This window comes from Neisseria lactamica, assembly GCF_901482445.1.
Lineage (GTDB): Bacteria > Pseudomonadota > Gammaproteobacteria > Burkholderiales > Neisseriaceae > Neisseria > Neisseria lactamica.
The window spans coordinates 951,476-976,217 of sequence record NZ_LR590477.1; the positions used below are offsets into that span (position 1 = coordinate 951,476).

The following is a 24,742-nucleotide window of genomic DNA, read 5'->3' on the forward strand; positions in this document are numbered from 1 at the left end:
AATCAGAAAGACATTAAGACCGATGCCTTAAAAGGATTGCCGTTGTATGAATTTCCACAACCGTCATCACACCACATTTAAGCCCGGCGAGCCATTCTGCCCTCCCCCGCTTAAAACAATGCCGTCTGAACTTCGCCGCGTTCCAAAGCCAGTAAAAACTGTTTGCGGTTCAACCCGCCCGCGTAGCCGGTCAGTTTGCCGTCGCTGCCGATGACGCGGTGGCAGGGAATCAGGACAGACACCTTGTTCTGCCCGTTTGCGGCGGCAACGGCGCGGACGGCTTTGGGGTTGCCCAAACGCTGCGCCTGCTCCTTATAACTGCGCGTTTCACCGTAAGGAATCTCCAAAAGCGCGTCCCACGCCTGTTTTTGAAACGCCGTACCAATCATTTCCAAGGGCGTGGCAAAGGTTTTCAGACGGCATTTGAAGTATAAGTCCAATTCCTGCCTCAGAAGTTGCGTTCGCTCATCTTCCCGAAACACAAACCGCCCGCGCAAAGCTTTTTGGACGGCGGCAATTTCCTGTTCCAAATGCTTCTGTCCGACAAACTCCAGCAGACACAAGCCTTTACTGCCGAACACCGCCAGCATCTCGCCCAAAGGCGTGGCAATGGCGGCACACACCAGCTCGTTCAAACTGTCGGGATAACTCGCTTCCAGCAGACGGATGGCGCGGCGGATACGGACATACTCTTCAGGTGCGCAGCCGATATTGTCCCAAAAATCCCGCTCGAACTGCTTGGCTTCGTGTTCCGTCAAATTGGGATACGGCATAACTCCGCACTCAAAAACCTGGGTTTCGAGCCAATGGCGGATTTCATCCCATTTTGACGGCAGATTGTTTAAGGCAGGCAGGGTAATCATTTGTTTGCTCCGTATCCCTATCATAGATTTGACGGCGAAATCCCCGATTTCCGCCATTCCCGCACGCCGATGCAGGAACTGGCTACGACGGAAACCTTGAGGGGCGGGTTGCGGCAATGCCTAAATATGCGATATTTCCAAAGCATCAGGGAAAGGAATTAAAGCTTTCAGACGACCTGCAAAAGGTCGTCTGAAACCACGGATTTTTGCATTTGCGCATTTCGGCACATCATCCAACCGTTTCGGCACATTCCTGCCGCCGTTGACAGCCTATAATGAATCCACTTATTCATCAAGTAAAGGAATCATCTATGCAAACCTGCATCCTCTCCGCCGTACTGCTGGCTTTTTCAACCGCTGCCTTTGCTGAGGGCGCATTCACGCTGCAATTCGACAACCCGTCCGAAGACGGCGGCTTCACGCAAAACCAGCTTTTGAGCGCGCCTTACGGCTTCGGCTGTTCGGGCGGCAATGCTTCGCCCGCGCTGTCGTGGAAAAATCCGCCCTCAGGGACAAAAAGTTTCGTCCTGACCGTTTACGATAAAGACGCGCCGACCGGTCTGGGCTGGATGCACTGGGTGGTCGCCGACATTCCCGCCGATGTCCGCCGCCTGCCCGCAGGCATTACCGCGCAAGGCGGCAGGCTGCCCAAAGGCGCGCTGCAAACCCGCACAGACTTCGGCACGCCGGGCTACGGCGGCGCGTGTCCGCCCGAAAGCAGGAAACACCGCTACGAATTCACGCTCACCGCGCTGAAAGTCGCCAAGCTGCCGAACATCACCGCCCAATCCACACCCGCACTGGTCGGTTTCTTCACTAAGGCAAACAGCTTGGGCGAAGCGAAATTCACGGTCGAACACCGACGCTGACCTGCCCCGTGCGCCGATATGCCGCCGGCTCCGCTTCCGAGCGGATCGCTGACGGTACGCAACCGAACCGCTCTTTGAAGCGCGCGCTGAAACGGGACGGACAGTCATAGCCGACCGCGCCGGCAATCTGCGCCACCGGCCATTGCGTAACCTGCAACAGCGTCAGCGCGCGCATCATGCGCACATCCGTCAGCAGCGTACGGAAATTCGTATCCTGCCGCGCCAACCGCCGCCGCAACGCGGCCTCGCTGCAATTAAGCCGCTGCGCCAGCATCGCCGACGACCAGTCCGCAGCCATATCGGCGGTAATCAGTTTGCGGATTTACCGCATCAGGTTGACGCCTTCGTACACGGCAAAACCGATGCCGTCATGCTGCAACCACGCCAACACGCCGCAAAGCGCGGCCTCTGCCGCATTGTGCGGCACTTCTTCATCCGCCAGTACCGCAGCCGCATAATCAAACGCCGCGCCCATACGCCCGGGATGCGGCAGCTTCACCGCATCGCACACTGCCTGCGCCGTCCCGTATTGTGCGGCAAACCTTTCTACGGTTTCCTGTTCGAAAGCAATCCATTGCGCCTGATAGAGGCCGTCTGAATCGGGAATATTGATGACGTCAAACGTCTGTCCGCCTGCCAAGGCGACCGCCTCACCCGCCGCAATCCTCAATTCGCGCTCCGCCCACCGCAGCTTCTTGCATCCGCGCCGCACGATAAGCACAGCCGGTTCATATACCGCCACGCTGCGGTACAAGGCGGTATGGTGTTGCACAATGCCGCCTAAAGCACCCAATCGTTCACGCGTATGAAAGTAATTTGACGGCACGGTTATATTCCTCAATGTTTCAACACACAGGGCTGCACATAAGGCGCAGCCCTGTTTACCCTGATTTGGAAGGGGTTACTTCCCAAAAATAAACCAAAATCCCACCGCCCCGAATGGCCGGGTTTCAACCATATTCCGTCGGCGTACCTGCAACTTGGCCCCCTCCCCTGTCGGGGAGGGTCGGGGAGGGGGTAAAACGGGGCAGATACAGACAATATTTCCGTTACCGCCCCAATGCCCTCTCCCTAGCCCTCTCCCACGGGAGAGGGAATAGATTGCCGTTCAAATAAATCGCTCTACATAAAATCAATGTGTTGCCTCAAACCCACGTTGGGTCTAATAAAATGGTCGGACATCCTTATCCGGCAAGCAAGCTGCTTTCAGACGGCATTTCCAGCCAACAAGCGCGCCAATATCCCCTCATACACCGCAGACAGCTTCGGAATATCATCCAGCCGCACGTTTTCGTTGATTTGGTGGATGGTGGCATTGGACGGGCCTAATTCGATGAGTTCTTTCGCAATGGCTTTAATAAAGCGTCCGTCCGAAGTGCCGCCGGTGGTGGACAATTCGGCCTCTACGCCGCAGGTTTCGGCAATGGCTGCGCGTGCCACGTCGGTCAGTTTGCCCGCTTGGGTCAGGAAGGGCTGTCCCGAACACGACCACTGCAAATCGTATTGCACGCCGTGTTTGTCCAAAATGGCGTGGACGCGTTGTTTCAGCCCTGCTTCGGTGGACTCGGTGGAGAAGCGGAAATTGAATTTGACGTTCAGCTCGCCCGGAATGACATTGGTCGCGCCTGTACCGCCGTTGATATTGGAAATTTGAAAGCTGGTCGGCGGGAAGTATTCGTTGCCTTCGTCCCAGACTTCCTGCGTCAGCTCTAACAATGCCGGGGCAAAAGTATGTATGGGATTCACCGCCAAATGTGGATAGGCAATATGGCCTTGCTTGCCTTTGACGGTCAGGTTGCCCGACAGCGAGCCACGCCGGCCGTTTTTAATCATATCGCCCAATTTGTCCACGGCGGTCGGCTCGCCGACAATGCAGTAGTCGATCAACTCGTCGCGCGCTTTCAATACATCGACGACTTTGGTCGTGCCATCCAGCGCGTCGCCCTCTTCGTCGGAAGTAATCAGGAGCGCAATGCTGCCTTGATGGTCGGGATGTTCGGCAACGAAGCGTTCGCAGGCGGTAACGAAGCAGGCGATGCCGGTTTTCATGTCCGCCGCGCCGCGCCCGTATAATCTTCCGTCGCGCTCGGCCGGTTCGAACGGGGGCGAATCCCATTTTTCAACAGGGCCCGTCGGCACGACGTCGGTATGCCCTGCAAAACAGACGACGGGAGCTTTCGTGCCGCGTCGCAACCAGATATTTTTGGTGTCGCCGAAATGGAGTTCTTCAGCCGCAAAACCGATTTTGTGCAGGCGTTCGGCAAGGAGTTTTTGGCAATTTTGGTCATCCGGCGTAACGGACGGGCGGGAAATCAACGCTTTGGCAAGCTCTAGGGATTGGGTTTCGGTCATATTTGTTCACTTTTGAAATTAGACCATCTGAAACGTTCTGAATGTGATTTTCAGACGGCATTTAGGTTAGGTTGGCATACGGGGTGGGTATTTTTACCCGTCAGTCTTCTGAATCATTTGCCGTGACAGGCTTCATAAAGAGGCAGCAAATCTTCCACCGTTTCGGCTATCCATTTTGCTACATCCTGCTTGCCCAAATCGTCGCGTTCGATGTGTTTGCCGATGCAGAAGAAGTCTTCACCGTTTTGCAACTTTCGGTCGGATTCGCTTTGTTGCGCGACGGTTCGGTAGTCGTCGTATTCGCTTTCCGCACCGTGCCACATATCGAAAGAAGCGTATTTTTCGGTATCAAAATTATCCAACCAACGGTTGTAATCAGGCAGCGCGATGGGGGAAACATCGGCTTTATAGCAGTGCCAATCCAAGCTGACGCTCAGCCGGCGGCGGTTGAGTAGTATCGACAAAATCGCTGCGGAATTTTTATATTGTTCGTATTTGAAATAGGCAAAGAAGTGGGCGCGCACCTGCCAGCCGTTACACCAGCGTTCGATATGCGGCGGGGCAAACGGCGCACCCAATTCGGCGGCGACCTGCTGTATCAGCTGCTGCCATATCTGCCAGTTTTCTTTATAGTCAGCCTTGATTTGCGGAATGCTTTCGGGCTGGTATTTTTTAAGCTGGGAAAACTGGAAAAAAGGGATATTGAACAAATCGCAACTTTTCGGGGTCAGCATAGTGTATTCCTTGAGACGATTACCTTATTTGCGCCGGCGTGCGGCCATAATTTCGCCGATTTCGGTCAATTTTTCTTTAGGGATAAACGTTTTGCCCATGTCGAACAAAGGCTCTTCAATCGCCAGATGCACATCATATCCCGCCACAAAACGTTTGAACGTTTCCGCATCGGGGATATAGGCATTGTCTGCTTCGAGTTTGGCAAATTCGGCGGAAACCGCCGCCCAGTTGTCGTGCAGTCCGATATGTTGGCGCAAAAGCTCGTCCACGCTTTCTTGGGCTTGCGGCGCATATTGCAGCAGCAGCGGGAAAAAGTTTTCTTCTTCGTCTTCATGATGCAACGGTGCGGCAACGTTGAAATACCGGGAGATTTGGCGGATGGTTTGCAAAACAATCTGATTGCAGCCGTTTTCGGCGATATAGTCCGACAACATAGCAACCTGATTGCAGAAACGGCGCACTTTGCCGTGGCAGGCATACAGCATTTCAATCGGTTCGGCAAAGGTAACGCTTTTGGTTTCAAACAGATTCATAGGATTTATTCTTAAATTAATGTTTCCAAATTATAACAAAACAGCCTGCGCAAGGCAGGCTGTCTGTTTTCGAGCTTCAAACGGATTAATCGACCAAAGTCACTTTGCCGTTCATCAAAGCACCGTGCCCCGGGAAGGTGCAGGCGAATTTATATTCGCCGCCGGCCAATTTGGCAGGATCCAGAGTCAAAGAAGCTTCTTCGCCGCCGCCGATCAGTTTGGTGTGTGCAACAACGCGTGCATCATCAGGTTTAACGTAGTCGGTATCAGCCGCGCCAACGCCGTCTTTGAAAATACCGTCCATATCTTCGGCTTTGCCGATGACGATGTTGTGACCCATACTGGTTTTAGGTTGGGTACCGGTGTGTTTCAAAGTGATGGTAAATTCTTTACACGCTTTGCTGACTTGGATTTCTTTAGTGTTGAACTGCATAGCGTCGTTGGCTTCAACGGTAGTCGCGCAGTTGCCGGCGGCAGGGGCAGCCGCTTCGGCGGCAGGGGCTTCGGCGGCAGGGGCTTCAGGGGCGGAAGCCGTTTCGGCTGCGGGAGCCTCGGAAGCGGAAGTTGCTTCGGCAGCAGGCGCGGCAGGTTCTTGAGAGCAGGCAGCCAGACCGATGACGGCGGCAGAAATCAGGGCAAGATACGCTTTCATGACAAATCTCCAATTGATGAAATAATGTTCGGTTTTACGGAAATCAAAGTGCAACCGCCATTAACAAAACCTTGAAAAAGATTCCGCCGCGTTGCACAAACAGATGTTTCGGGGCGGCATTTTGCTGCAAACTTCGTTTAAAATCAAATCCCGCTTGCAAGTTTACAATCTTTTACCCAAAAAAGGGCAATTTTATCCCGAAGCTATTTCTTTAGTATTAGGGAAATCCTCCCCTTCCGCGCAAATATTAACGGATATTTACAACATCCCTACCTGCCGCCTTATTCCCCGTGCTTCCTGACCAGTTCCGCCAATGCCTCCGACAATTCGGGATGCCTGCCTTCCAAGTCTGCTGCCGCCGAGTTCAAACTTTCCAATGCGGCCGGACTCAAATGCAGGGTATTGGTTTTCGGCAGCCCTTCCCGCTTCGGCACAACCTTGACCGCAACGGAACGCACCGATTCATCCAAACCGGCCAGCTTCGGCAAGACCGACGGGGCAATCATCTTCAAACGCGATGCCGCCATATTGTTTGCCGCCAAAAGAATCAGCCTGCCGTCCTCGACGCAGGCTGTCTGAAAGTGGGGATGCAGGTTGGCGGGCAGCAGCCCCTTTACCGCCGCATCCAAACGCCGCCATTCCCCCGCCTGCCTCAAAAGCCCCGAAAGCAGCGCGTCCCGCCTGCCCAATTGTTCCAAATCCATAAAACACACGTCCCAAAAGATTGAAATGCCGCAAACGCGCCTTTAATTTTCAGACGGCATTGGCACTTTACGCAACCGCTTGTGATAAAATCGCATCTTCGCCCACTATTATATCAGGCGCAGGAATCATTCATGCTGACAAACATCGCCAAAAAAATCTTCGGCAGCCGCAACGACCGGCTGCTCAAACAATACCGCAAATCCGTTGTCAAAACCAACGCACTCGAAGAACAAATGAAAGCCTTGAGCGACGCGGATTTACAGACCAAAACCGCCGAATTCAAACAACGCCTCGCCGACGGCCAGACTTTGGATGACATCTTGGTCGAAGCCTTCGCCGTCTGCCGCGAAGCGTCCCGCCGCGTGCTCGGTATGCGCCACTTCGACGTACAGCTTATCGGCGGTATGGTGCTGCACGACGGCAAAATCGCCGAAATGCGTACCGGCGAAGGCAAAACCCTGGTCGCCACCCTCGCCGTCTATCTCAACGCGCTGGCCGGCAAAGGCGTGCACGTCGTTACCGTCAACGACTACCTCGCCTCGCGCGACGCAGGCATTATGGAGCCGCTCTATAATTTCCTCGGTCTGACCGTGGGCGTGATTATTTCAGACATGCAGCCGTTTGACCGCCAAAACGCCTACGCTGCCGACATTACCTACGGCACGAACAACGAATTCGGCTTCGACTACCTGCGCGACAATATGGTGACCGACCAATACGATAAAGTGCAGCGCGAATTGAATTTCGCCGTCGTTGACGAAGTGGACTCCATCCTGATTGACGAAGCGCGTACCCCGCTGATTATCTCCGGTCAGGCAGACGACAACATCCGGCTCTACCAAATCATGAACACCGTCCCGCCCCACCTCGTCCGTCAAGAGACAGAAGAAGGCGAAGGCGACTACTGGGTAGATGAAAAGGCACATCAGGTCATCCTGAGCGAAGCAGGTCACGAACACGCCGAGCAGATTCTGACCCAAATGGGGCTGCTGGCAGAAAACGACTCGCTCTATTCCGCCGCCAACATCGCCCTGATGCACCACCTTATGGCGGCATTGCGCGCGCATACGTTATTCCACAAAGACCAACATTACGTTATCCAAGACGGCGAAATCGTCATCGTTGACGAATTTACAGGCCGTCTGATGTCCGGCCGCCGTTGGTCCGAAGGTCTGCACCAAGCCGTTGAAGCCAAAGAAGGCGTGGAGATCAAACGCGAAAACCAAACGCTTGCATCTATTACCTTCCAAAACTATTTCCGCCTGTACACCAAGCTCTCCGGTATGACCGGTACGGCAGATACCGAGGCTTTCGAGTTCCAAAGCATCTACAACCTCGAAACCGTCATTATCCCGACCAACCGCCCCGTACAGCGCAAAGACTTCAACGACCAGATTTTCCGTTCTGCCGAAGAAAAATTCGAAGCCGTCGTCAAAGACATCGAGGAATGCCACAAACGCGGACAACCTGTTTTAGTCGGCACAACCAGCATCGAAAACTCCGAACTGGTCTCCCATCTTTTGCAAAAAGCCGGTCTGCCGCACAACGTTCTGAACGCCAAAGAACACGAACGCGAAGCCCTGATTGTCGCCCAAGCCGGCAAAGTCGGCGCGATTACCGTTGCCACCAATATGGCGGGGCGCGGTACGGACATCGTATTGGGCGGCAACCTGAAGCACCAAATCGAAGCCATCCGGTCCGACGAAAACCTGAGCGACGAAGAAAAAGCCGCACAAATTTCCGCATTGGAAAACGGCTGGCAGGCAGAACACGACAAGGTGATGGAAGCAGGCGGTTTGCACATCATCGGCACAGAACGCCACGAAAGCCGCCGCATCGACAACCAACTCCGCGGACGCTCCGGCCGTCAGGGCGACCCCGGATCCAGCCGTTTCTACCTCTCGTTTGAAGACCCGCTGCTGCGCCTATTCGCACTCGACCGTGCCGCCGCCATCCTCAACCGCCTCGCACCCGAACGCGGCGTCGCCATCGAACACAACCTGCTGACGCGCCAAATCGAAGGCGCGCAACGCAAAGTCGAAGGCAGAAACTTCGATATGCGCAAACAGGTTTTGGAATACGACGACGTTGCGAACGAACAGCGCAAAGTCATTTACAGCCAGCGCAACGAAATTCTGACCAGCAAAGACATCAGCGACCTGATGAAGGAAATCCGTTTTGATGTCGTCGGCGGGCTTGTAGACCTCTATATGCCGCCGGAAAGTATGGAAGAGCAGTGGGATATTCCGACACTGGAAAACCGCCTGGCTGCCGAATTCAGGCTTCAGGAAGACATCCAGTCCTGGCTGAAGGCTGATAATGCGATTGACGGTCAAGACATCAAAGAGCGCCTGATCGAACGCATCGAAAACGAATATGCCGCCAAAACCGAACTGGTCGGCAGGCAGGCAATGGCTGATTTTGAGCGCAACGTGATGTTGCAGGTCATCGACAACCAATGGCGCGAACACCTCGCCGCTATGGACTACCTGCGCCAAGGCATACACCTGCGCAGCTATGCCCAGAAAAATCCGAAGCAGGAATACAAACGCGAAGCCTTTACCATGTTCCAAGACCTGTGGAACGGCATCAAATTCCATATCGCCTCCCTGCTTACCTCGGTTCAAATCGAACAAAACCCTGTTGCGGCGGTTGAAGAACAACCTGTCGGCAACATCCAATCCATCCATTCCGAATCGCCCGATATGGAAGAACTTTTGGGGCAATCGCAAACCGATCTGGTTACCGAGGCCTTTAATCCCGATGGGACGGATTTCAGCCCCGAAGCCTTGGAAGCGCGGGGGCAAATCGTCCACCGCAACGACCCCTGCCCCTGCGGCAGCGGTTTGAAATACAAACAATGCCACGGCAAATTGGCTTAAGCGTTTGAACGCAAATGCCGTCTGAACATCCGGTTTCCGGCTTCAGACGGCATTTTGCCTGAACCGCCACATCCGACCGCCATTCCGAAAAATCCCGATTTCGTACCGTCCGTACCGAAAACAGGCATCCGCCCCGCCGAACTATGATTCCATCCGATTTCATTGACGAGCTTTTAGCCAAAACCGATATTGTCGATATTATCGACGAGCAGGTTCCGCTGAAGAAAGGCGGGGCGAACTATATGGCGTGTTGTCCGTTCCACAAGGAAAAAACACCGTCTTTTTCGGTCAGTCCGACCAAACAGTTTTACCACTGTTTCAGTTGCGGGGCACACGGCTCGGCGATTGGTTTTGTGATGGAACATCAGGGACTGTCGTTTCCGGAGGCGGTGCAGTTTCTTGCCGACCGCGTGGGTATGGTCGTGCCTAAAGTGCGCGGGCAAAACGATAATCCCGAAGTCCGTGCCGAGCGCAAGAAAAAACAGCAGACGCTGGAAGAAACGACGGCGGCGGCGGCTGATTTTTATGCGCAACAGCTGAAATTCAATCCGGCTGCGAAGGCTTATTTGGACAAACGCGGCTTGAGTGCCGAAGTCATCGCGCATTATGGTTTGGGCTACGCGCCCGACGGCTGGCAGCCTTTGGCGCAAGTGTTCCAACCGTACCCGAATACCGCGTTGGTGGATACGGGGATGGTGATTGACAATGAGGGACGGCATTACGACCGCTTCCGCCATCGGATTATGTTCCCCATCCGCAATCCGCGCGGGCAGGTGATCGGTTTCGGCGGCAGGGTGCTGGACGACTCGAAGCCGAAATATTTAAATTCTCCCGATACACCTTTGTTTGACAAAGGGAAAAACCTTTACGGACTGTATGAAGGGCGTGCCGCTGTCAAGGAAGCAGGACGAATTTTGGTGGTCGAAGGCTATATGGACGTGGTCGCGCTGGCGCAGTTCGGCGTGGGCTACGGCGTAGCGGCTTTGGGTACGGCAACGACGGCAGAACACGTCAAAATCCTGATGCGGCAGGCGGACAGTATTTATTTCTGTTTCGACGGCGACAGTGCGGGACGCAAAGCGGCTTGGCGCGCGCTGGAAAACGCGTTGCCGCAGTTGAAAGACGATAAATCGCTGCATTTTTTGTTCCTGCCGGAAGAACACGACCCCGACAGTTACATCCGCGCCTACGGCAAGACGCAATTTGAAGACGCGCTGTTGAATCAAAGCAAGCCTTTGTCGGAGTATTTCTGGGAACACCTTTCAGACGACCTCAATCTCAATACGCAGGAAGGCAAGGCGGAATTGGTGAAAACCAGTTCGCCGCTTTTGGTGCAAATCACCGCGCCGGCATTGGGTTATTTGTTGAAACAACGGCTTAGCGAACTGGTCGGCATCGACCCCGACAATCTCGCCCAACTGCTCGGACAGGAAGTGCCGAAGCGGCACGTCAAACAAAAAAACTACAAACTGCCCCCGATTTCCGTCAAGCAGCCCGTTATGCCGACATTGGTGCAACGGCAAATCCGCAGCCTCTTGATAAATCCGGATTGGGCTGCATATATAGACCTGCCCGATTATCTGGCGTTGGACGGCGATTTCGCCTGCCTTGCCAACCTCGCCGAAACCATTAAAAACCATCCTTCCGTGCCGGCAACCGCGCAGATTTTGGAACATATGCGCGGTTCGCCCTACGAGGAAACAATCAACCGCATCTTCCGGTCGGCCCTTCAATCGGAAGAAATGGAAGGCGGCGGCGAAGAAGATTGCGAAAACTTCCAAATCGGCATCAAAAAACTGCTCAATGAGTTAAAATACAGCCAAATCGAAGCATTGAAACAAAAAAGCCTGCAATCCGGCTTAAATGAAAGCGAGAAAAAACTTTTGCTGTCGCTGCTGACCGCAAAACAAAATTGACCGGCGGATTCCGCCACCCGTAAACCCGTTATGCCGTCTGAAAAGCATTCACCCCGGCTGCAACAACGACACCTGCAGAACACCCATCCCCAAAAGCCTTCAGACGGCATCAGAGTACCCTACTCTGCCACGCCTTCAGGTGCGTCCAAACGCAAACCGTCGGCACCTTACCAACAGAAAGCAGACAATGTCCAAAAACCAAAATCACGAAGAATACCAAGACGATACCCGCCCCCTGACGATTGAGGAACAACGCGCGCGCCTGCGCCAACTCATCATTATGGGCAAAGAACGCGGCTACATCACCTACTCCGAAATCAATGACGCACTGCCCGACGATATGTCCGATGCCGATCAAATCGACAACATCGTCAGTATGATTTCCGGTTTAGGCATCCAAGTTACCGAACACGCCCCCGATGCGGAAGACATATTGTTAAGCGACAATGCCGCCGTTACCGACGATGATGCCGTCGAAGAAGCCGAGGCCGCCCTTTCCAGCGCAGATTCCGAGTTCGGCAGGACGACCGACCCCGTCCGTATGTATATGCGCGAAATGGGGCAGGTCGACCTGCTGACCCGCGAAGACGAAATCATCATCGCCAAAAAAATCGAAAACGCCCTGAAAAATATGGTTCAGGCCATCTCCGCCTGCCCGGGATCCATTGCGGAAATCTTAGAACTCATCGAAAAAATCCGCAAAGACGAAATCCGCGTCGACGAAGTCGTAGAAGCCATTATCGACCCGAATGAAGTATTGCTCAACGAATTGGGCTTGGGACACTTGGAAACCACAGTGCCCGAGAAACCTTCCAACGACAATTCGGATGAAAACGAAGACGACGAAGAGTCGGAAGAAGATGCGGATGAAATCTCGGCAGCCAATCTCGCCGAATTGAAACAAAAAGTCATCGGCCACTTTGCCCAAATCGAAAAAGACTACAAAAAAATGATCGGCCGCTTGGAAAAACACCACAGCCGGCACAAAGACTATCTCGCCTACCGCGATGCCATCGCCAACAAACTTTTGGAAGTCCGCTTCGCCACCCGCCAAATCGACAGCCTCAGCAGCAGCCTGCGCGGAAAAGTAGAAAACATCCGCAAACTCGAACGCGAAATCCGCGACATCTGCCTCGACCGCGTCCATATGGAACGCGACTACTTCATCCAAAACTTCCTGCCCGAAATCACCAATCTGCAATGGATTGAAGAAGAGATCGCCAAAGGCAGGGTTTGGAGCAACGCACTCGACCGCTTCCGCCACGCTATTCTCGAAAAACAAACCGAGTTGGCGGATATGGAAAAAGAAACCCGCATTTCCATCGAAGAGTTAAAAGAAATCAACAAAAATATGGTGTCAAGCGAAAAAGAAACCGCAGCCGCCAAACAGGAAATGATTCAGGCAAACTTGCGCCTCGTCATTTCCATCGCCAAAAAATACACCAACCGGGGCTTGCAGTTCCTTGATTTGATTCAGGAAGGCAACATCGGCCTGATGAAGGCGGTCGACAAGTTCGAATACCGCCGGGGCTACAAATTCTCCACCTACGCAACCTGGTGGATCCGTCAGGCAATCACCCGCTCGATTGCCGATCAGGCGCGTACCATCCGCATTCCGGTTCATATGATTGAAACCATCAACAAGATGAACCGCATCTCGCGCCAGCACCTTCAAGAAACCGGCGAAGAACCCGATTCTGCCAAACTTGCCGAACTGATGCAGATGCCCGAAGACAAAATCCGCAAAATCATGAAAATCGCCAAAGAGCCGATTTCGATGGAAACCCCCATTGGCGACGACGACGATTCGCACTTGGGCGATTTCATCGAAGATGCCAACAATGTTGCGCCGGCCGATGCGGCAATGTACACCAGCCTGCACGAAGTAACCAAAGAAATCCTCGAAAGCCTGACACCGCGTGAGGCAAAAGTCCTGCGTATGCGTTTCGGCATCGATATGAACACCGACCACACGCTGGAAGAAGTCGGCAGACAGTTTGACGTAACGCGCGAACGCATCCGACAAATCGAGGCAAAAGCACTCCGCAAGCTGCGGCATCCGACAAGAAGCGACCGTTTGAGAAGTTTCTTGGACAGCGAAGACAGCAAGCTATAAACCAAAAAACCGCAGATTTCAAATACCTGCGGTTTTTTCTTACACAATAAACAACGCTTCCACATATCCCACACTCCCATCCCGTTTCGCCAACAACTCCGGCTGGCATATCTCCGCCAGCGAGCAGGCTTTGCAGCGTTTGCCGTAGTCGGGCGGTGGGGTTTGTCCGCTGTTTAAGAGTTCGCGCACGGCGGCTATAGTTGCGAGGGTTTGGGCGCGCAGGTCGTCTGAAAACACGACGGGGACACGGCGGCGGGTTTGCATATACCACAGTGCGCCCTCAGAGACGGTTTGCCCTGTCATTTCCTCTAGGCACAAGCCTTGGGCGCAAAGCTGGATTTCGTCCATCGGGTCAGGTTTGGGCTTGCCGCGTTTGTATTCCACGGGTTTCAGACGGCCTGTTTTCGTTTCCACTTCCACCAAATCCAACACGCCGCTGATGCCCGGTTTTTCCGCCGAAACGTGTACCGTCCGCTCAAAGCGCACGCCCTTGCGCGTTTCCGGCTCACCCGAATCCACCCGCTCATGCAGTGCCTTGCCCTGCGCGGTCAAATAGTTCTCCGCCCACGCCTGTTCATTGTGAATCAACGCGCATTGCCGCGGGCAGAAGGCGTAGTGTTGCAGGGCGGAAAGGGGAATCAGGCGCGTGTCCTGATTTTCCCCTTGGGTTTCAGTTGAAAGTGCGGTCATTTTCAGCCTAATTTACGCAACAGCTTGGTTTCTTCAAGATTCTTATCGTCTACGCTGACAAGATAATCGTCAAAACTCCTTACTACTTCTACACCGTCCTTTTTGACTACCTGAATGCGTTTGAACAGACTATCAGCAGGCGCATCACCTAGATTATTGCTGTGTTCAAACACATAGAGCCCGCGTGCGTTCATTTGTCCGCGTGCGGCGGAATGGTCGTGGTCAAACATATTGACAAGTGCCTGCCAAAACAGCTCTAAATCGTTTTCGGAAAAGCCTGTTTGTTTGGCAAAATGGGTAGAAATGAAGCCATGGCAGCGGTATAGACCGTAGGGGACGGTGAATTTGCGACCCATTGTACGGTTGTCGCCGGTTTCACTGGCATCTTTTTCGTTGGTAACCGCCATGCGGGTAATGCTGTGTTCCAAGGTCATGATGGGATCAATAGAGCGAGAAAAAGTCAGTTGCACGGGACCGCGTACTTGTCCTGCATTTTTGCCGGTAGTCATCACTGCGCCAAATGTGCGGATGTCGTAATAACGGCTGCACATGTATTGGCGGGCAGCTTCGGTTTTCTCGCCTTTTTCTTTGCCTTTTACGTTTTCCTGCTCGTGGGCTTCGTCAATCAGGTTGTTCAAAATGCCTTTTTCGCGGATAAAGATGTCGTGATGTTCGTCATTTTGAGTCATTTGGATAAAGTTGCGGACTTTGCGTTTCAGGCAAACATCAGTTACCAAACCTTCGCCGGTTTGCGGGTCGATACGCGGCAGGTTACCTGCGTCAGGATCGCCGTTGGGATTGCCGTCTTGCACATCAAATAAAAAGACAAAGTCGTAGCGTTTTTCAATAGTCATAGCATTTGCTCCTTATGCGGTTTTCGCTTCGTTGAACAGGTTTTTCAATGCGTCTTTGGTAAACAGGAATTGGGTTTCGTGGTAGTAACCGATGGCAAATAGGCCTTGCTGTTCCAAATTCAAATGGTTAGGAAATCTCTGACAATGTTCCAAAATCTGGCGGATTTCCCATTGCAGTTGTACGGCACGTCCTTCAAATTCCAGTTTGTTCAAATGGTGCGGCAACAAGCGCATCAGTGTGCCGAATACGGCAATCGGTGTGCTGCTTGCCGAACCGAAATAGCGGTCGGCAATGGTGGCGTTCAAGCCGGGATTGGCCTCGGCTTGTATTTTTTCCAGCACGGCAAACAGCCGCCCCAGCACATAGCCGATGTCTTGACGGTTTCTATCTAGGCCCATAGTTAGCTCCTTCATGTTTTTCAGACGACCCGCACGGATTGCGCGATTGATATAGGCTTTAAGCAGACTTGCTCTGCCATAGGTAATTTTCTGTTCCGCCTTGTTGCGCCGCAAAGCAGCCTGCAACAGGCTGACGGGTAAAACACGGTTGTTGAGCGCGGCATCGGTTATTTGGGCAATCAGGTCAGATGGCAGGTTTTCCATTTTGCCGTCCAACACCAAATTACCCAGCAGGCGCGGTAGCGGCATATATTCGGGGTATGGCGAGTTTTCGCCGCGCACCATTTGCAAATCGTCATACCACGCCGCAATACTTTCTGATAAGGCGGCAACGGTGGTTTCATGCCAAAAGCGGACGACAATGCGCGCGGAATTGGGCGATAAACCTAAAAGGTAGAATTTTTCTTTGCCGTCAGGTTTTTGGTATTGACCGTTGTATAGGCTTTTATAAAGAGTTTTAACGGCATCGATATGCTCATCGGGCTTGTCTTTGCCGCCGCCGTTAATCATCGAAGCAAGACTTTCCTCCAACGGAGTCCGTTTCGCGCCCCAACATACGGCCGTTACATCGCCGATACGGAATCGGTTTTCGCTAGCAAGCAAGGTGTTCAAGGCGGTGGTATATTCGAACATGGCTTGCTCGCCCACGGGAAAGATAAAGCCCTGCTCTTTGCCGTATGATTCAAAAGCCGACAGATTTACCGATGCAAACGGGGCGGGCTTGGCATTCACGCCTTTCACGGCGTTATGCAGCCGCGCAATCGGCGCAGCTTTGCCCGTTACCAGGCAAATGCCTTTTTGGACATTATCGGATTGCGTTTGATTTGCTTGACTCACATATTCCCGCACCGCCTTTGACTGGCAAACCAAATCTACCGCTTCATCCACCAGGCGGAAGCTGAGATTACAGCCTTTGACTTTGGCACACTCCGCCCAATTTGCAGCCTGCATGACTTTGCTTTTTTCTTCCGCAGAAGACAAAAAGGCAGCAACCGCAGTAACACCTGCATCATCGGGCAGCGCCTGTTTCAATTCATTTACTTTGGCGGTAAAGCTGGCATGCTGTTTGTCCGCCTGCTCCTGCCCTTTTTCTCCGGCATAAGCAAGTACATAACCGTAGTGATCCCACAATAAATTGCTTACTTCGTAGGATTTTGAACCGCTCCTGCCCAAACCTTTCGGTACTAAAAAAGTGCGGCCAACTTTCTTCTTAACTTTCAGCTCACGGGTATCTTCCAGCTGAATAAAATTACCCTGTTTGTCTATAACGATAATGAACGGTATTTCTTTGTTTTCAAACCCTTCCTGGGCAATACCGCCATCACTTTCGGCTTTGCGTTGATAGTATTGGGTGAGCGCGTGCAAAATCATCGTTTCACCTCCTCGCTGTCGGCAGGCGGCACGGTAATCACGCCGTTTACCGCTTTGCATTGGTAAAACATCGGCTCGGCGTTATTGGAATCACGCGGGTCGGATTTGCTGAAATCCATGTCATACAGCATAAAACCGAAATCTTGGGTAATGTCTTCGAGTGGCAATCCATCTTCGGCTTTTTCCAGCAACCTGAAATCACAAGGAAACTCACGACAGCCTAAATAAGGTTGGTGGAAATATTGTCCTTTCTTTGCCCGCCGCTTGAACATTTCGGCAAATTTAACATAGTTGTCGCTCTCGCCCGCTTCACTGGTCATGTCAAAATCGGCGTGAATGCGGTAGGCAACGTCTTTCAGCAGCATGGATGCGCGCTGCTGGCGGTTATCTTCAATATAGAGCGAGCCGCTACGCTCACTCATCTTAGTTCCCACTTCGTTGCGGCGGATATTCGTCCACTGAATCGGTTTTAGGATTTCTATCTTCAAGACCTTCCAGCGAATCGCCGGCTTCCACAATATCGCCATTAGGATGTTCCTGGCGGCAGACGGCGTTATCACAGGATAACTAACCCTTTCCACCTTTAGCTCAGACCTTGTGAAGCATGCCAAATCACCACTGATTTCCAGGATGAACCTCATATTGCCTCCTTAATAATTTCCATAGAGCTATATTAATTAATTTTAGCTTTATTTGTCAAGTATCATTCGCTTATTTTTTAATGTGTTGTAAAATGTACCCACGTTCAACGACTTTATCTATGCTTTAAATAAATGAGTTGTGAACGGTCGGCCGCCTTCGGGTGGCTGTGTGTTGAAACCATAGTGCTATGTTAAAAATGACAAAATGCCCCTAGCAATAGGGGCATTTTTCATAAAACCGAATTTTCAGGTAGCCAAGCCGCATCGTCAAAATCCGCGCCAAGCACGGCTTTGTAATAGCCCTTATCTAACACGAGCAATCCCGCTCTTGAAAAAACGGCATGTTCAGGCAACTTTTTCAGTTCGTGTTCGTACACAGTAATCGTGTAGCGTTGCAGCTTGCGGTAAACCCATTTGTGTTTGAGCGGGTCGCTTTCCAACAGACCGAACCAGCTTTCAAACGGCTCGGGCAGCAGTGGTTGATCGGTTTGCCCAAAGGAGTTGTCTGGCGGCTGCGGAAAGCGTTGTTTGTCCAAAATATCCTGCCATTCTGAAACTTCAACACCATCTAGATGTCGTCTGAAAAAATCGTCCAGCTCGTTTGCTTCGACGATTTGCGGACTGCCGTCTTTTTCCCAATGAGCCAACGGGATAAACGGCACAATGAGTGCCACGCCTTGGTTATCAATCAGGTGGAAACGTTCGGCAGCTGTGCGGAATTTAATTGCCAGCGGATTTTCATTTGATGCTTCTGCCGTCAAAAGCGTTGTGATACCGTGTTTGTCCACATCACCTTTGCCGTTGAATCGGCGGAAATATTCGGCAAATGCCAACGGGGAAAGCGGGTCATCAAGCAGCCCTGCTTTCAGCATCTCTTCGGTAATGTCCTGCCCCTGTTTCAGGCTGCCGCTGGGCGCGCCTTCTTCGGCGCGGAATACGACTACTTCGCCCAACTGCGGCAGTTTACCTTCACGGTTGCACCGTCCCGCCGCCTGGGCAATGCTGTCCAGCCCTGCCATCGCCCGATACACGCAAGGGAAATCCAAATCCACGCCTGCTTCAATCAACTGCGTGCTGACCAGCCACAAGGGCTTGTGCAGGCTGCCTGCGCGATACAGTGCCAAATATCGGCGAACCAACGCAATCACTTCGCTGCAGTGTGTGGCGCACATATTGGCAGATAAATGTAGCTTGATTCCGTTAGAAGGCAGGGCGGCAAAGAGTTTTTGGGCGTGTTTTCGCGTATTGACCACTGCCAAAACACACGGGCGCGCGGCTATTTCATCGGCAATTTTCTGCCAGCTTTGCGTTTCGCCGTTTGGCGGCGGCATTTTGATGCGGACGCGGCGCAGTTTTTCCGATAAGGCAATTTTGTCTGCCACAATTTCGCGCACATCTGGTAGCCCTTCCAAAATAGTGCGACCGAATGCGTCGATATTTTTGCCAAGCTCCGGTTGGGTTGCCGTGCACAGCACAAAGGTAACGCCGTAATCACGCGCCAGCACCCGCATCATGTCGGTAATCGGTTTTTGGAAATCGCGCGGAAGCTGCTGGGCTTCATCCAAAATCACCACGCTGTCGGCAATATTGTGAATCTTGCGGCAACGGCTGGTTTTCGCCGCAAACAGGCTTTCAAACAGTTGCACATTGGTAGTAACAATCAGCGGCGCGTCCCAATTTTCCGTAGCAAGACGAGTTTTCGCTGTTTCCTTATCTTCTTTCACTTCCAAATTGCTGTGGTGTTCTAAAACCACATCATCGCCTAATGCATTGCGGAAAACATTGGCATTCTGCTCGATAATACTGGTGAAAGGAATAGCATAGATAATACGTTTTTTGCCAAATTTCAGCGCGTGCTTCAAAGCGAAGCCCAAGCTCGCCAAAGTTTTACCGCCACCGGTCGGCACGGTTAAAGAAAACAAAGTACGGTCCGTTTCTGCGGCAGAAAAACATTGCTGCAAAATGGCGTGGCGTTCTTGGTTTAAAGATGAATTTTTATCTGCTTTTTCTGAAAGTTGCGCCATATATTGCTCATATCGCCGGTGTAACTCATCCAAACCGGGAAATTTTGGGCGCAATCCGGCAGCCTGCGCAGTATCTGCATCGGCATAGCCGTTCATAAAGGCTTCGGTATCCAAAAAATCGGCATCCACCAAGCAGGAAAAGAGAAAACGCATCCAAATATGCAATTCTTCCAGCTTTGCCCCGTCTTCCCAAAACGCAAAAAAATCCCGCATCAAGTCATCATCTGATAACGGGAAAAAATCTTCGGGCAAACTACTTTCCACAAAGCCCGACAAAGACGCTGCCAACTCGTCATCCGCCTGTTGCAGACGGCGTTTCAGGCTGCCTTTGTCATACCAATCTGCCAGCCCAGCATGATGCCCGGCAATCAAATATGCCAGCAAATGCCCGAAAAATGGATTTAGACGTTCTACCGCATATTTGGCACCGGCAGTGGAATGCGGAATTTTGCGCAACTTGGTAGATTCGACATCTTCCAAATGGGCATTTTCTTTTTCAAAGCCGGATGCATTACGGATATATTTCTGAAAAGATTCCTGAAATTTCCCCAAATCGTGCAAAAGCCCCGCATATTCGGCAAACAACGACCCATAACGCCCTGCAAAACGCTTGGCGAGTTGGGCGACTTTTTGTAGATGTTTTTGCAGGGGATGGGAATGCCAATTTTTTGATGAGTCTTGGCGAGCGTGGGCTATATAGTCGAAATTCACATCGATTCTCCAAATTTGAAACGTGCAAAATTTAACGAACAAGCCATACAAATAGCTTGAGGCGTTGAAAAATCGAAAATCTGTGGAATGAAGTCGTCTGAAAAGCTGTCGGCGGTCAGGCGCATAACGGCAGCTTAGGCGGTAAGTTCAGACGGGGCTTTCCATTGTGCTTCGGGCGCGAATATCCAGACAGATCTGTTTTCAGACGGCCTTTTGCCTTCGCGGTTGCAGCGGCCGGCGGCTTGGGCAACGCTGTCTAAACCTACTTCAGCGCACATCACCAGCGGAAAATCGACATCCACACCGGCTTCGATTAAAGAGGTGACGATGACGCGGCAGGGATCGCCGTTTTTCAGACGGCCTCGAATCTCATCAAGTTTTTGAGTGCGGTGTTTGGCACGCATTATAGCAATGCTGCCCCAACGCTCGACTGCGATTTTTGCCCCGGCAGTAGAATGGTCGACAGGCCTGCTCCCGCCATTTAATCTAGCCTGAAATTCAAGCGAGTATCTTCCTAAATCGTGTAGTTGACCGGCGTGATAAGCGATGTCTTGCGCGCCGAAAACTTGAGCAAAATTTGCAGCCGAATTGCCGACATTTTGGGCGTGGGATTGAAGGGTTTTCCAGCGTTCGTAAGGCAAAAGGTTGCAGAATTGGCCTTGGGCGGAATGAGCATAATAAACCTTCATCTAAACTCCTTATTTTTACAATTAAATTTTGATATTCTAAACATATCAACTCAAAACCATCATCCCCATCAAACTAAGCAAAACTGATTTTTAAAGCTATTTCCTGTCAAAACCGGACTTGCACGACTATAAAAACAATAATCTTGAGTTTCACGCCCTGCTTAACAATATTCAGTTGGTCAATATTAGATAAAACCATAAAAATTAAATTGATGGCTTTTATGATCCCCGATTTGCAAAAATGCCGTCTGAAAGTCTTCATTCAGGCTTTCAGACGGCATTTTGATCATCAAGTAACGCTTTATCAGGCTTTTTTATTGTTCAACGCGGCTTTGACAAACGCGGTGAACAAGGGATGCCCTTTGCGCGGGTTGGAAGTGAATTCGGGATGGAACTGGCAGGCGAAGAACCAAGGGTGGTTCGGCAGCTCGATGGTTTCGACCAAGCGTTCGCGTCCGGCGGATACGCCGCCGATGACCAAGCCTGCTTTTTCCAACTGAGGAACATAGTTGTTGTTGACTTCGTAGCGGTGGCGGTGGCGTTCGCAGATGTGTTCGCTGCCGTAGATTTTGGCGGCGAGGCTGCCTGCTTTCAATTCGACTTCTTGCGCGCCCAAACGCATCGTGCCGCCCAAATCGGTGGATTCGTCGCGGGTTTCGACGCTGCCGTCGGCAGTTTGCCATTCGTCAATCAGGGCAACGACTGGCGCGGTGCATTTGAGGTCGAACTCAGTGGAATTCGCGCCTTTCAAGCCTGCCACGTCGCGGGCGTATTCGATCAGCGCAATCTGCATACCGAGGCAGATGCCCAAATATGGCACGTTGTTTTCACGGGCATAGCGCACGGCGGCGATTTTGCCTTCCACGCCGCGCAAACCGAAACCGCCGGGAACGAGGATGGCATCCATATCTTTGAGCATAGAAACGTCGCCCTTGTTTTTCTCGATGTTTTCGCTGTCGACAAAGGTAATCTGCACGTCGGTTTCGGTGTGGATGCCCGCGTGTTTCAAGGCTTCAATCAATGATTTGTAGGATTCGGTCAAATCGACGTATTTGCCGACCATCGCGATTTTGACGGTGTGTTTCGGATTTTTGACGGCGTGGACGATTTTTTTCCACGCGGTCAAATCCGCCTGTTGCACGTTAAGCTGCAACTGCTCGGTAATGATGTTGTCGATGCCTTGGTCGTGCAGCATTTCGGGGCATTCGTAGATGCTGTCCACATCGTAGCTGCCGACAATCGCACGCTCTTCCACGTTGCAGAACAAGGCGATTTTGCGGCGTTCGTCCGCAGGCATTGTCCTGTCCATACGACAAATCAGGATGTCGGGTTGCAAACCGATGCTCAACATTTCTTTAACGGTGTGCTGGGTCGGCTTGGTTTTGATTTCGCCTGCAGCGGCAATGTAGGGAACGTAGCTCAAGTGGGCGAACAGGGTGTTGTTCCGTCCCAACTGGCTTCGCATCTGGCGGATGGCTTCCAAAAACGGCAGCGATTCGATGTCGCCGACCGTGCCGCCGATTTCGACAATCGCCACATCGTAACCCGTCGCGCCTTCATGGATGCGTCGTTTGATTTCGTCGGTAATGTGCGGAATGACTTGAACCGTACCGCCGAGGTAGTCGCCCCGTCGTTCTTTGGCGATGACGTTTTCGTACACCTGTCCCGTGCTGAAGCTGTTGCGGCGGGTCATCGTGGAATCGATAAACCGTTCGTAGTGTCCCAAGTCGAGGTCGGTTTCCGCGCCGTCGTCGGTTACGAACACTTCGCCGTGTTGGAACGGGCTCATCGTGCCGGGATCGACGTTGATATAAGGATCGAGCTTGAGCATGGTAACGTTCAAGCCGCGCGATTCGAGGATGGCGGCAATAGAAGCGGCGGCGATACCTTTACCCAGTGAGGAGACAACGCCGCCGGTGACGAAAATGAATTTGGTCATAATGAAATACCCGTATTGGAATGCGTGATTTTAACGTGAAGCGCGCGGTTCTGGCAAACGGACGGATGCCGTCTGAACGGTGGACGGCTGTTTTCAGACGGCATCTTTTCTTTATTTCCCGGTACTTTGGCGCAACTCGCGGCGCAGGATTTTGCCGACGTTGGACTTGGGCAACTCGTCGCGGAATTCGATATTTTTCGGTACTTTATATGCGGTTAATTCGGTGCGGCAAAAGGCGATAAGTTCTTCTTTCGTCAATGACGGGTCTTTTCTGACGACGAATACTTTTAAGGCTTCCCCGGTTTTTTCGTCGGGTACGCCGATACAGGCGATTTCCATCACTTTGCCGTGATGCGCGATGACTTCCTCGATTTCGTTCGGATAAACATTGAATCCGGAAACAACGACGAGGTCTTTCTTACGGTCGACCAGCTTCAACCGGCCTTTTTCGTCCATCACGGCAATATCACCGGTTTCCAAAAAGCCGCGCGCGTCTATGGCTTTGGCGGTTTCTTCGGGGCGGTTCCAGTAGCCTTGCATCACTTGAGGGCCTTTTACCCACAATTCGCCCGGCTGCCCGACGGGGACTTCTTTGCCGTCCGACCCGCGCAGTTCTACTTCGGTGGACGGGACGGGCAAACCGATGCTGCCGCTGTATGATTCGATGTTTAAGGGGTTGCAGCACACGCCTGGGCTGGCTTCGGTCAAACCGTAGGCTTCGACGATGGGCGTGCCGGTGATTTTTTTCCATTTTTCGGCAACGGCTTTTTGGGTCGCCATACCGCCGCCCAAAGTCAGCCGCAATTCTGAAAAATCGACTTCGGCAAAATCGGGCCGGTTAACCATCGCGTTAAACAGCGTGTTTACGCCGATAAATACATTAACCCGCTGTTTTTTCAGTTCGCCGATAAAGCCTTTCATATCGCGCGGGTTGGTAATCAGGATGATTTTTGAGCCGGCATTGGCAAAAATCATCAGATTCACGGTTAAGGCAAAAATATGGTACAGCGGCAAGGCGGCGATAACGGTTTCTTTTCCCTCGCGCAACTGGTTTTTAATCCATTCTTTTGCCTGAAGCATATTGGCGCAGATGTTGCCGTGGCTCAGCACTGCGCCTTTGGCAACGCCCGTCGTGCCGCCCGTGTATTGCAACAGCGCGGTATCTTCGCGGTTTAATGCGACAGGTTGGAAAACGTGCTTCGCTCCCTCTTTCAATGCCGTCTGAAAGGAAACGGTTTCCCGAATGCGGTATTCGGGCACCATTTTCTTGATTTTTCGGATGATGAAATTAATCAGCGAACCTTTAAGCAGTCCGAACATTTCGCCGACAGAGGCGACGATGACATGTTTGATCTGCGTGCGCGGCAGCACCAGCTCCAGCGTGTTGGCGAAATTTTCCAAAACGATGATGGCGGTCGCGCCGCTGTCTTTCAGCTGATGCTCCAGCTCGCGCGGCGTATAGAGCGGATTGGTGTTCACCGCCACCAAACCTGCCTGCAAAATGCCGAAAAGGGCTATCGGGTATTGCAATACGTTCGGCATCATAATGGCAACACGTTCGCCGCGCGGCAGCTTGAGGACGTTTTGCAGATAAGAGGCGAAATCAGTCGCCAGTTTGCCGGTTTCGGCATAAGTCAGCGTTTTGCCCATATTTTGAAAAGCGGGCAGCCTGGCAAATTTTTCCACGCTTTGGCGGAATACATCGCTGATGGAATTGTATTGCGTGATATCGATTTCGGCACTGACGTCCTTCTCGTAGCTGTCTAACCAGATTTTTTCCATAATTTTCGGTCTTTTAGAG

General features: G+C 52.2%; 17 protein-coding genes and 2 pseudogenes. 4 read left to right on the plus strand and 15 right to left on the minus strand.

From position 1 onward, the window contains the following. Nucleotides 1-110: 110 nt before the first annotated feature. Nucleotides 111-863, minus strand: coding sequence for a methylated-DNA--[protein]-cysteine S-methyltransferase (locus FGL10_RS05005; protein ID WP_036469615.1), 753 nt, complete (start codon nucleotides 861-863; stop codon nucleotides 111-113). Between the two features lie 311 nt (nucleotides 864-1,174). On the opposite strand from FGL10_RS05005, the gene FGL10_RS05010 reads away from it, so the two are divergent. Further along, nucleotides 1,175-1,732 (plus strand): YbhB/YbcL family Raf kinase inhibitor-like protein, encoded by a 558-nt coding sequence (locus FGL10_RS05010; protein ID WP_003708681.1) that lies wholly within the window; start codon nucleotides 1,175-1,177, stop codon nucleotides 1,730-1,732. Here FGL10_RS05010 and FGL10_RS05015 read toward each other — a convergent pair. The 6 genes and pseudogenes from FGL10_RS05015 to FGL10_RS05050 all read right to left on the minus strand — a co-directional run bounded on the left by FGL10_RS05015 (nucleotide 1,710) and on the right by FGL10_RS05050 (nucleotide 6,708). Then, a pseudogene (locus tag FGL10_RS05015) lies at nucleotides 1,710-2,525 on the minus strand (helix-turn-helix transcriptional regulator). The gene FGL10_RS05010 and the pseudogene FGL10_RS05015 overlap by 23 nt on opposite strands. Nucleotides 2,526-2,938: 413 nt before the next feature. Next, nucleotides 2,939-4,084 carry a succinyl-diaminopimelate desuccinylase gene (dapE, locus tag FGL10_RS05020; RefSeq protein WP_003708675.1) on the minus strand — a complete coding sequence of 382 codons (1,146 nt, stop codon included), beginning with the start codon at nucleotides 4,082-4,084 and terminating at the stop codon, nucleotides 2,939-2,941. A gap of 113 nt (nucleotides 4,085-4,197) precedes the next feature. Next, nucleotides 4,198-4,818, minus strand: a complete 621-nt coding sequence (locus FGL10_RS05025; RefSeq protein ID WP_003708673.1) for an HI_0552 family protein — start codon at nucleotides 4,816-4,818, stop codon at nucleotides 4,198-4,200. A gap of 24 nt (nucleotides 4,819-4,842) precedes the next feature. Then, on the minus strand, nucleotides 4,843-5,352 hold the full coding sequence (locus FGL10_RS05030) for a hemerythrin domain-containing protein (protein ID WP_003708672.1): 510 nt from the start codon (nucleotides 5,350-5,352) through the stop codon (nucleotides 4,843-4,845). Between the two features lie 85 nt (nucleotides 5,353-5,437). Beyond that, on the minus strand, nucleotides 5,438-6,004 hold the full coding sequence (gene azu / locus FGL10_RS05035; RefSeq protein WP_003708670.1) for an azurin: 567 nt from the start codon (nucleotides 6,002-6,004) through the stop codon (nucleotides 5,438-5,440). Between the two features lie 281 nt (nucleotides 6,005-6,285). Then, nucleotides 6,286-6,708 (minus strand): DciA family protein, encoded by a 423-nt coding sequence (locus tag FGL10_RS05050; protein ID WP_003708665.1) that lies wholly within the window; start codon nucleotides 6,706-6,708, stop codon nucleotides 6,286-6,288. Nucleotides 6,709-6,840: 132 nt separating this feature from the next. Here FGL10_RS05050 and secA point away from each other — a divergent pair, with 132 nt between their 5' ends. From secA to rpoD, 3 genes are all read left to right on the plus strand, one after another. Continuing rightward, a complete protein-coding gene (gene secA / locus FGL10_RS05055; RefSeq protein ID WP_003708663.1) occupies nucleotides 6,841-9,591 on the plus strand; it encodes a preprotein translocase subunit SecA in 2,751 nt (916 codons plus the stop codon). Between the two features lie 143 nt (nucleotides 9,592-9,734). After that, nucleotides 9,735-11,507 (plus strand): DNA primase, encoded by a 1,773-nt coding sequence (gene dnaG / locus FGL10_RS05060; protein WP_036475123.1) that lies wholly within the window; start codon nucleotides 9,735-9,737, stop codon nucleotides 11,505-11,507. Nucleotides 11,508-11,694: 187 nt separating this feature from the next. Next, complete coding sequence (gene rpoD / locus FGL10_RS05065; RefSeq protein ID WP_003708658.1) at nucleotides 11,695-13,623, plus strand: RNA polymerase sigma factor RpoD; 1,929 nt, start codon at nucleotides 11,695-11,697, stop codon at nucleotides 13,621-13,623. A gap of 39 nt (nucleotides 13,624-13,662) precedes the next feature. Here the strand turns inward: rpoD and cas4 are convergent, their stop codons facing one another. From cas4 to FGL10_RS05105, 8 genes and pseudogenes are all read right to left on the minus strand, one after another. Further along, complete coding sequence (gene cas4, locus FGL10_RS05070; RefSeq protein WP_003708655.1) at nucleotides 13,663-14,313, minus strand: CRISPR-associated protein Cas4; 651 nt, start codon at nucleotides 14,311-14,313, stop codon at nucleotides 13,663-13,665. 2 nt (nucleotides 14,314-14,315) lie between these two features. Beyond that, on the minus strand, nucleotides 14,316-15,167 hold the full coding sequence (gene cas7c / locus FGL10_RS05075) for a type I-C CRISPR-associated protein Cas7/Csd2 (protein ID WP_003708653.1): 852 nt from the start codon (nucleotides 15,165-15,167) through the stop codon (nucleotides 14,316-14,318). Nucleotides 15,168-15,179: 12 nt separating this feature from the next. After that, complete coding sequence (gene cas8c / locus FGL10_RS05080; RefSeq protein WP_003708651.1) at nucleotides 15,180-16,937, minus strand: type I-C CRISPR-associated protein Cas8c/Csd1; 1,758 nt, start codon at nucleotides 16,935-16,937, stop codon at nucleotides 15,180-15,182. Beyond that, nucleotides 16,934-17,578, minus strand: a complete 645-nt coding sequence (gene cas5c / locus FGL10_RS05085) for a type I-C CRISPR-associated protein Cas5c (protein ID WP_003708650.1) — start codon at nucleotides 17,576-17,578, stop codon at nucleotides 16,934-16,936. Before cas5c ends, cas8c begins: the two co-directional genes overlap by 4 nt. 230 nt (nucleotides 17,579-17,808) lie before the next feature. Next, entirely contained in the window at nucleotides 17,809-20,313 is a 2,505-nt protein-coding gene (locus FGL10_RS05090) for a CRISPR-associated helicase/endonuclease Cas3 (protein WP_036469581.1), read from the minus strand. Nucleotides 20,314-20,450: 137 nt separating this feature from the next. Next, nucleotides 20,451-20,720 (minus strand): annotated as a pseudogene (locus FGL10_RS12925) (CRISPR-associated helicase/endonuclease Cas3); the annotation flags it as partial. 586 nt (nucleotides 20,721-21,306) lie between these two features. Beyond that, nucleotides 21,307-22,941, minus strand: coding sequence for a CTP synthase (gene pyrG, locus FGL10_RS05100; protein ID WP_003708644.1), 1,635 nt, complete (start codon nucleotides 22,939-22,941; stop codon nucleotides 21,307-21,309). Nucleotides 22,942-23,052: 111 nt separating this feature from the next. Next, entirely contained in the window at nucleotides 23,053-24,723 is a 1,671-nt protein-coding gene (locus FGL10_RS05105; protein WP_003708642.1) for an AMP-binding protein, read from the minus strand. Nucleotides 24,724-24,742: the final 19 nt, after the last annotated feature.

Coding starts and splice junctions, on each gene's coding strand:
- FGL10_RS05005 (WP_036469615.1), bottom strand. CDS start 863: ATGATTACCCTGCCTGCCTTAAACAATCTGCCGTCAAAATGGGATGAA.
- FGL10_RS05010 (WP_003708681.1), top strand. CDS start 1,175: ATGCAAACCTGCATCCTCTCCGCCGTACTGCTGGCTTTTTCAACCGCT.
- dapE (WP_003708675.1), bottom strand. CDS start 4,084: ATGACCGAAACCCAATCCCTAGAGCTTGCCAAAGCGTTGATTTCCCGC.
- FGL10_RS05025 (WP_003708673.1), bottom strand. CDS start 4,818: ATGCTGACCCCGAAAAGTTGCGATTTGTTCAATATCCCTTTTTTCCAG.
- FGL10_RS05030 (WP_003708672.1), bottom strand. CDS start 5,352: ATGAATCTGTTTGAAACCAAAAGCGTTACCTTTGCCGAACCGATTGAA.
- azu (WP_003708670.1), bottom strand. CDS start 6,004: ATGAAAGCGTATCTTGCCCTGATTTCTGCCGCCGTCATCGGTCTGGCT.
- FGL10_RS05050 (WP_003708665.1), bottom strand. CDS start 6,708: ATGGATTTGGAACAATTGGGCAGGCGGGACGCGCTGCTTTCGGGGCTT.
- secA (WP_003708663.1), top strand. CDS start 6,841: ATGCTGACAAACATCGCCAAAAAAATCTTCGGCAGCCGCAACGACCGG.
- dnaG (WP_036475123.1), top strand. CDS start 9,735: ATGATTCCATCCGATTTCATTGACGAGCTTTTAGCCAAAACCGATATT.
- rpoD (WP_003708658.1), top strand. CDS start 11,695: ATGTCCAAAAACCAAAATCACGAAGAATACCAAGACGATACCCGCCCC.
- cas4 (WP_003708655.1), bottom strand. CDS start 14,313: ATGACCGCACTTTCAACTGAAACCCAAGGGGAAAATCAGGACACGCGC.
- cas7c (WP_003708653.1), bottom strand. CDS start 15,167: ATGACTATTGAAAAACGCTACGACTTTGTCTTTTTATTTGATGTGCAA.
- cas8c (WP_003708651.1), bottom strand. CDS start 16,937: ATGATTTTGCACGCGCTCACCCAATACTATCAACGCAAAGCCGAAAGT.
- cas5c (WP_003708650.1), bottom strand. CDS start 17,578: ATGAGGTTCATCCTGGAAATCAGTGGTGATTTGGCATGCTTCACAAGG.
- pyrG (WP_003708644.1), bottom strand. CDS start 22,941: ATGACCAAATTCATTTTCGTCACCGGCGGCGTTGTCTCCTCACTGGGT.
- FGL10_RS05105 (WP_003708642.1), bottom strand. CDS start 24,723: ATGGAAAAAATCTGGTTAGACAGCTACGAGAAGGACGTCAGTGCCGAA.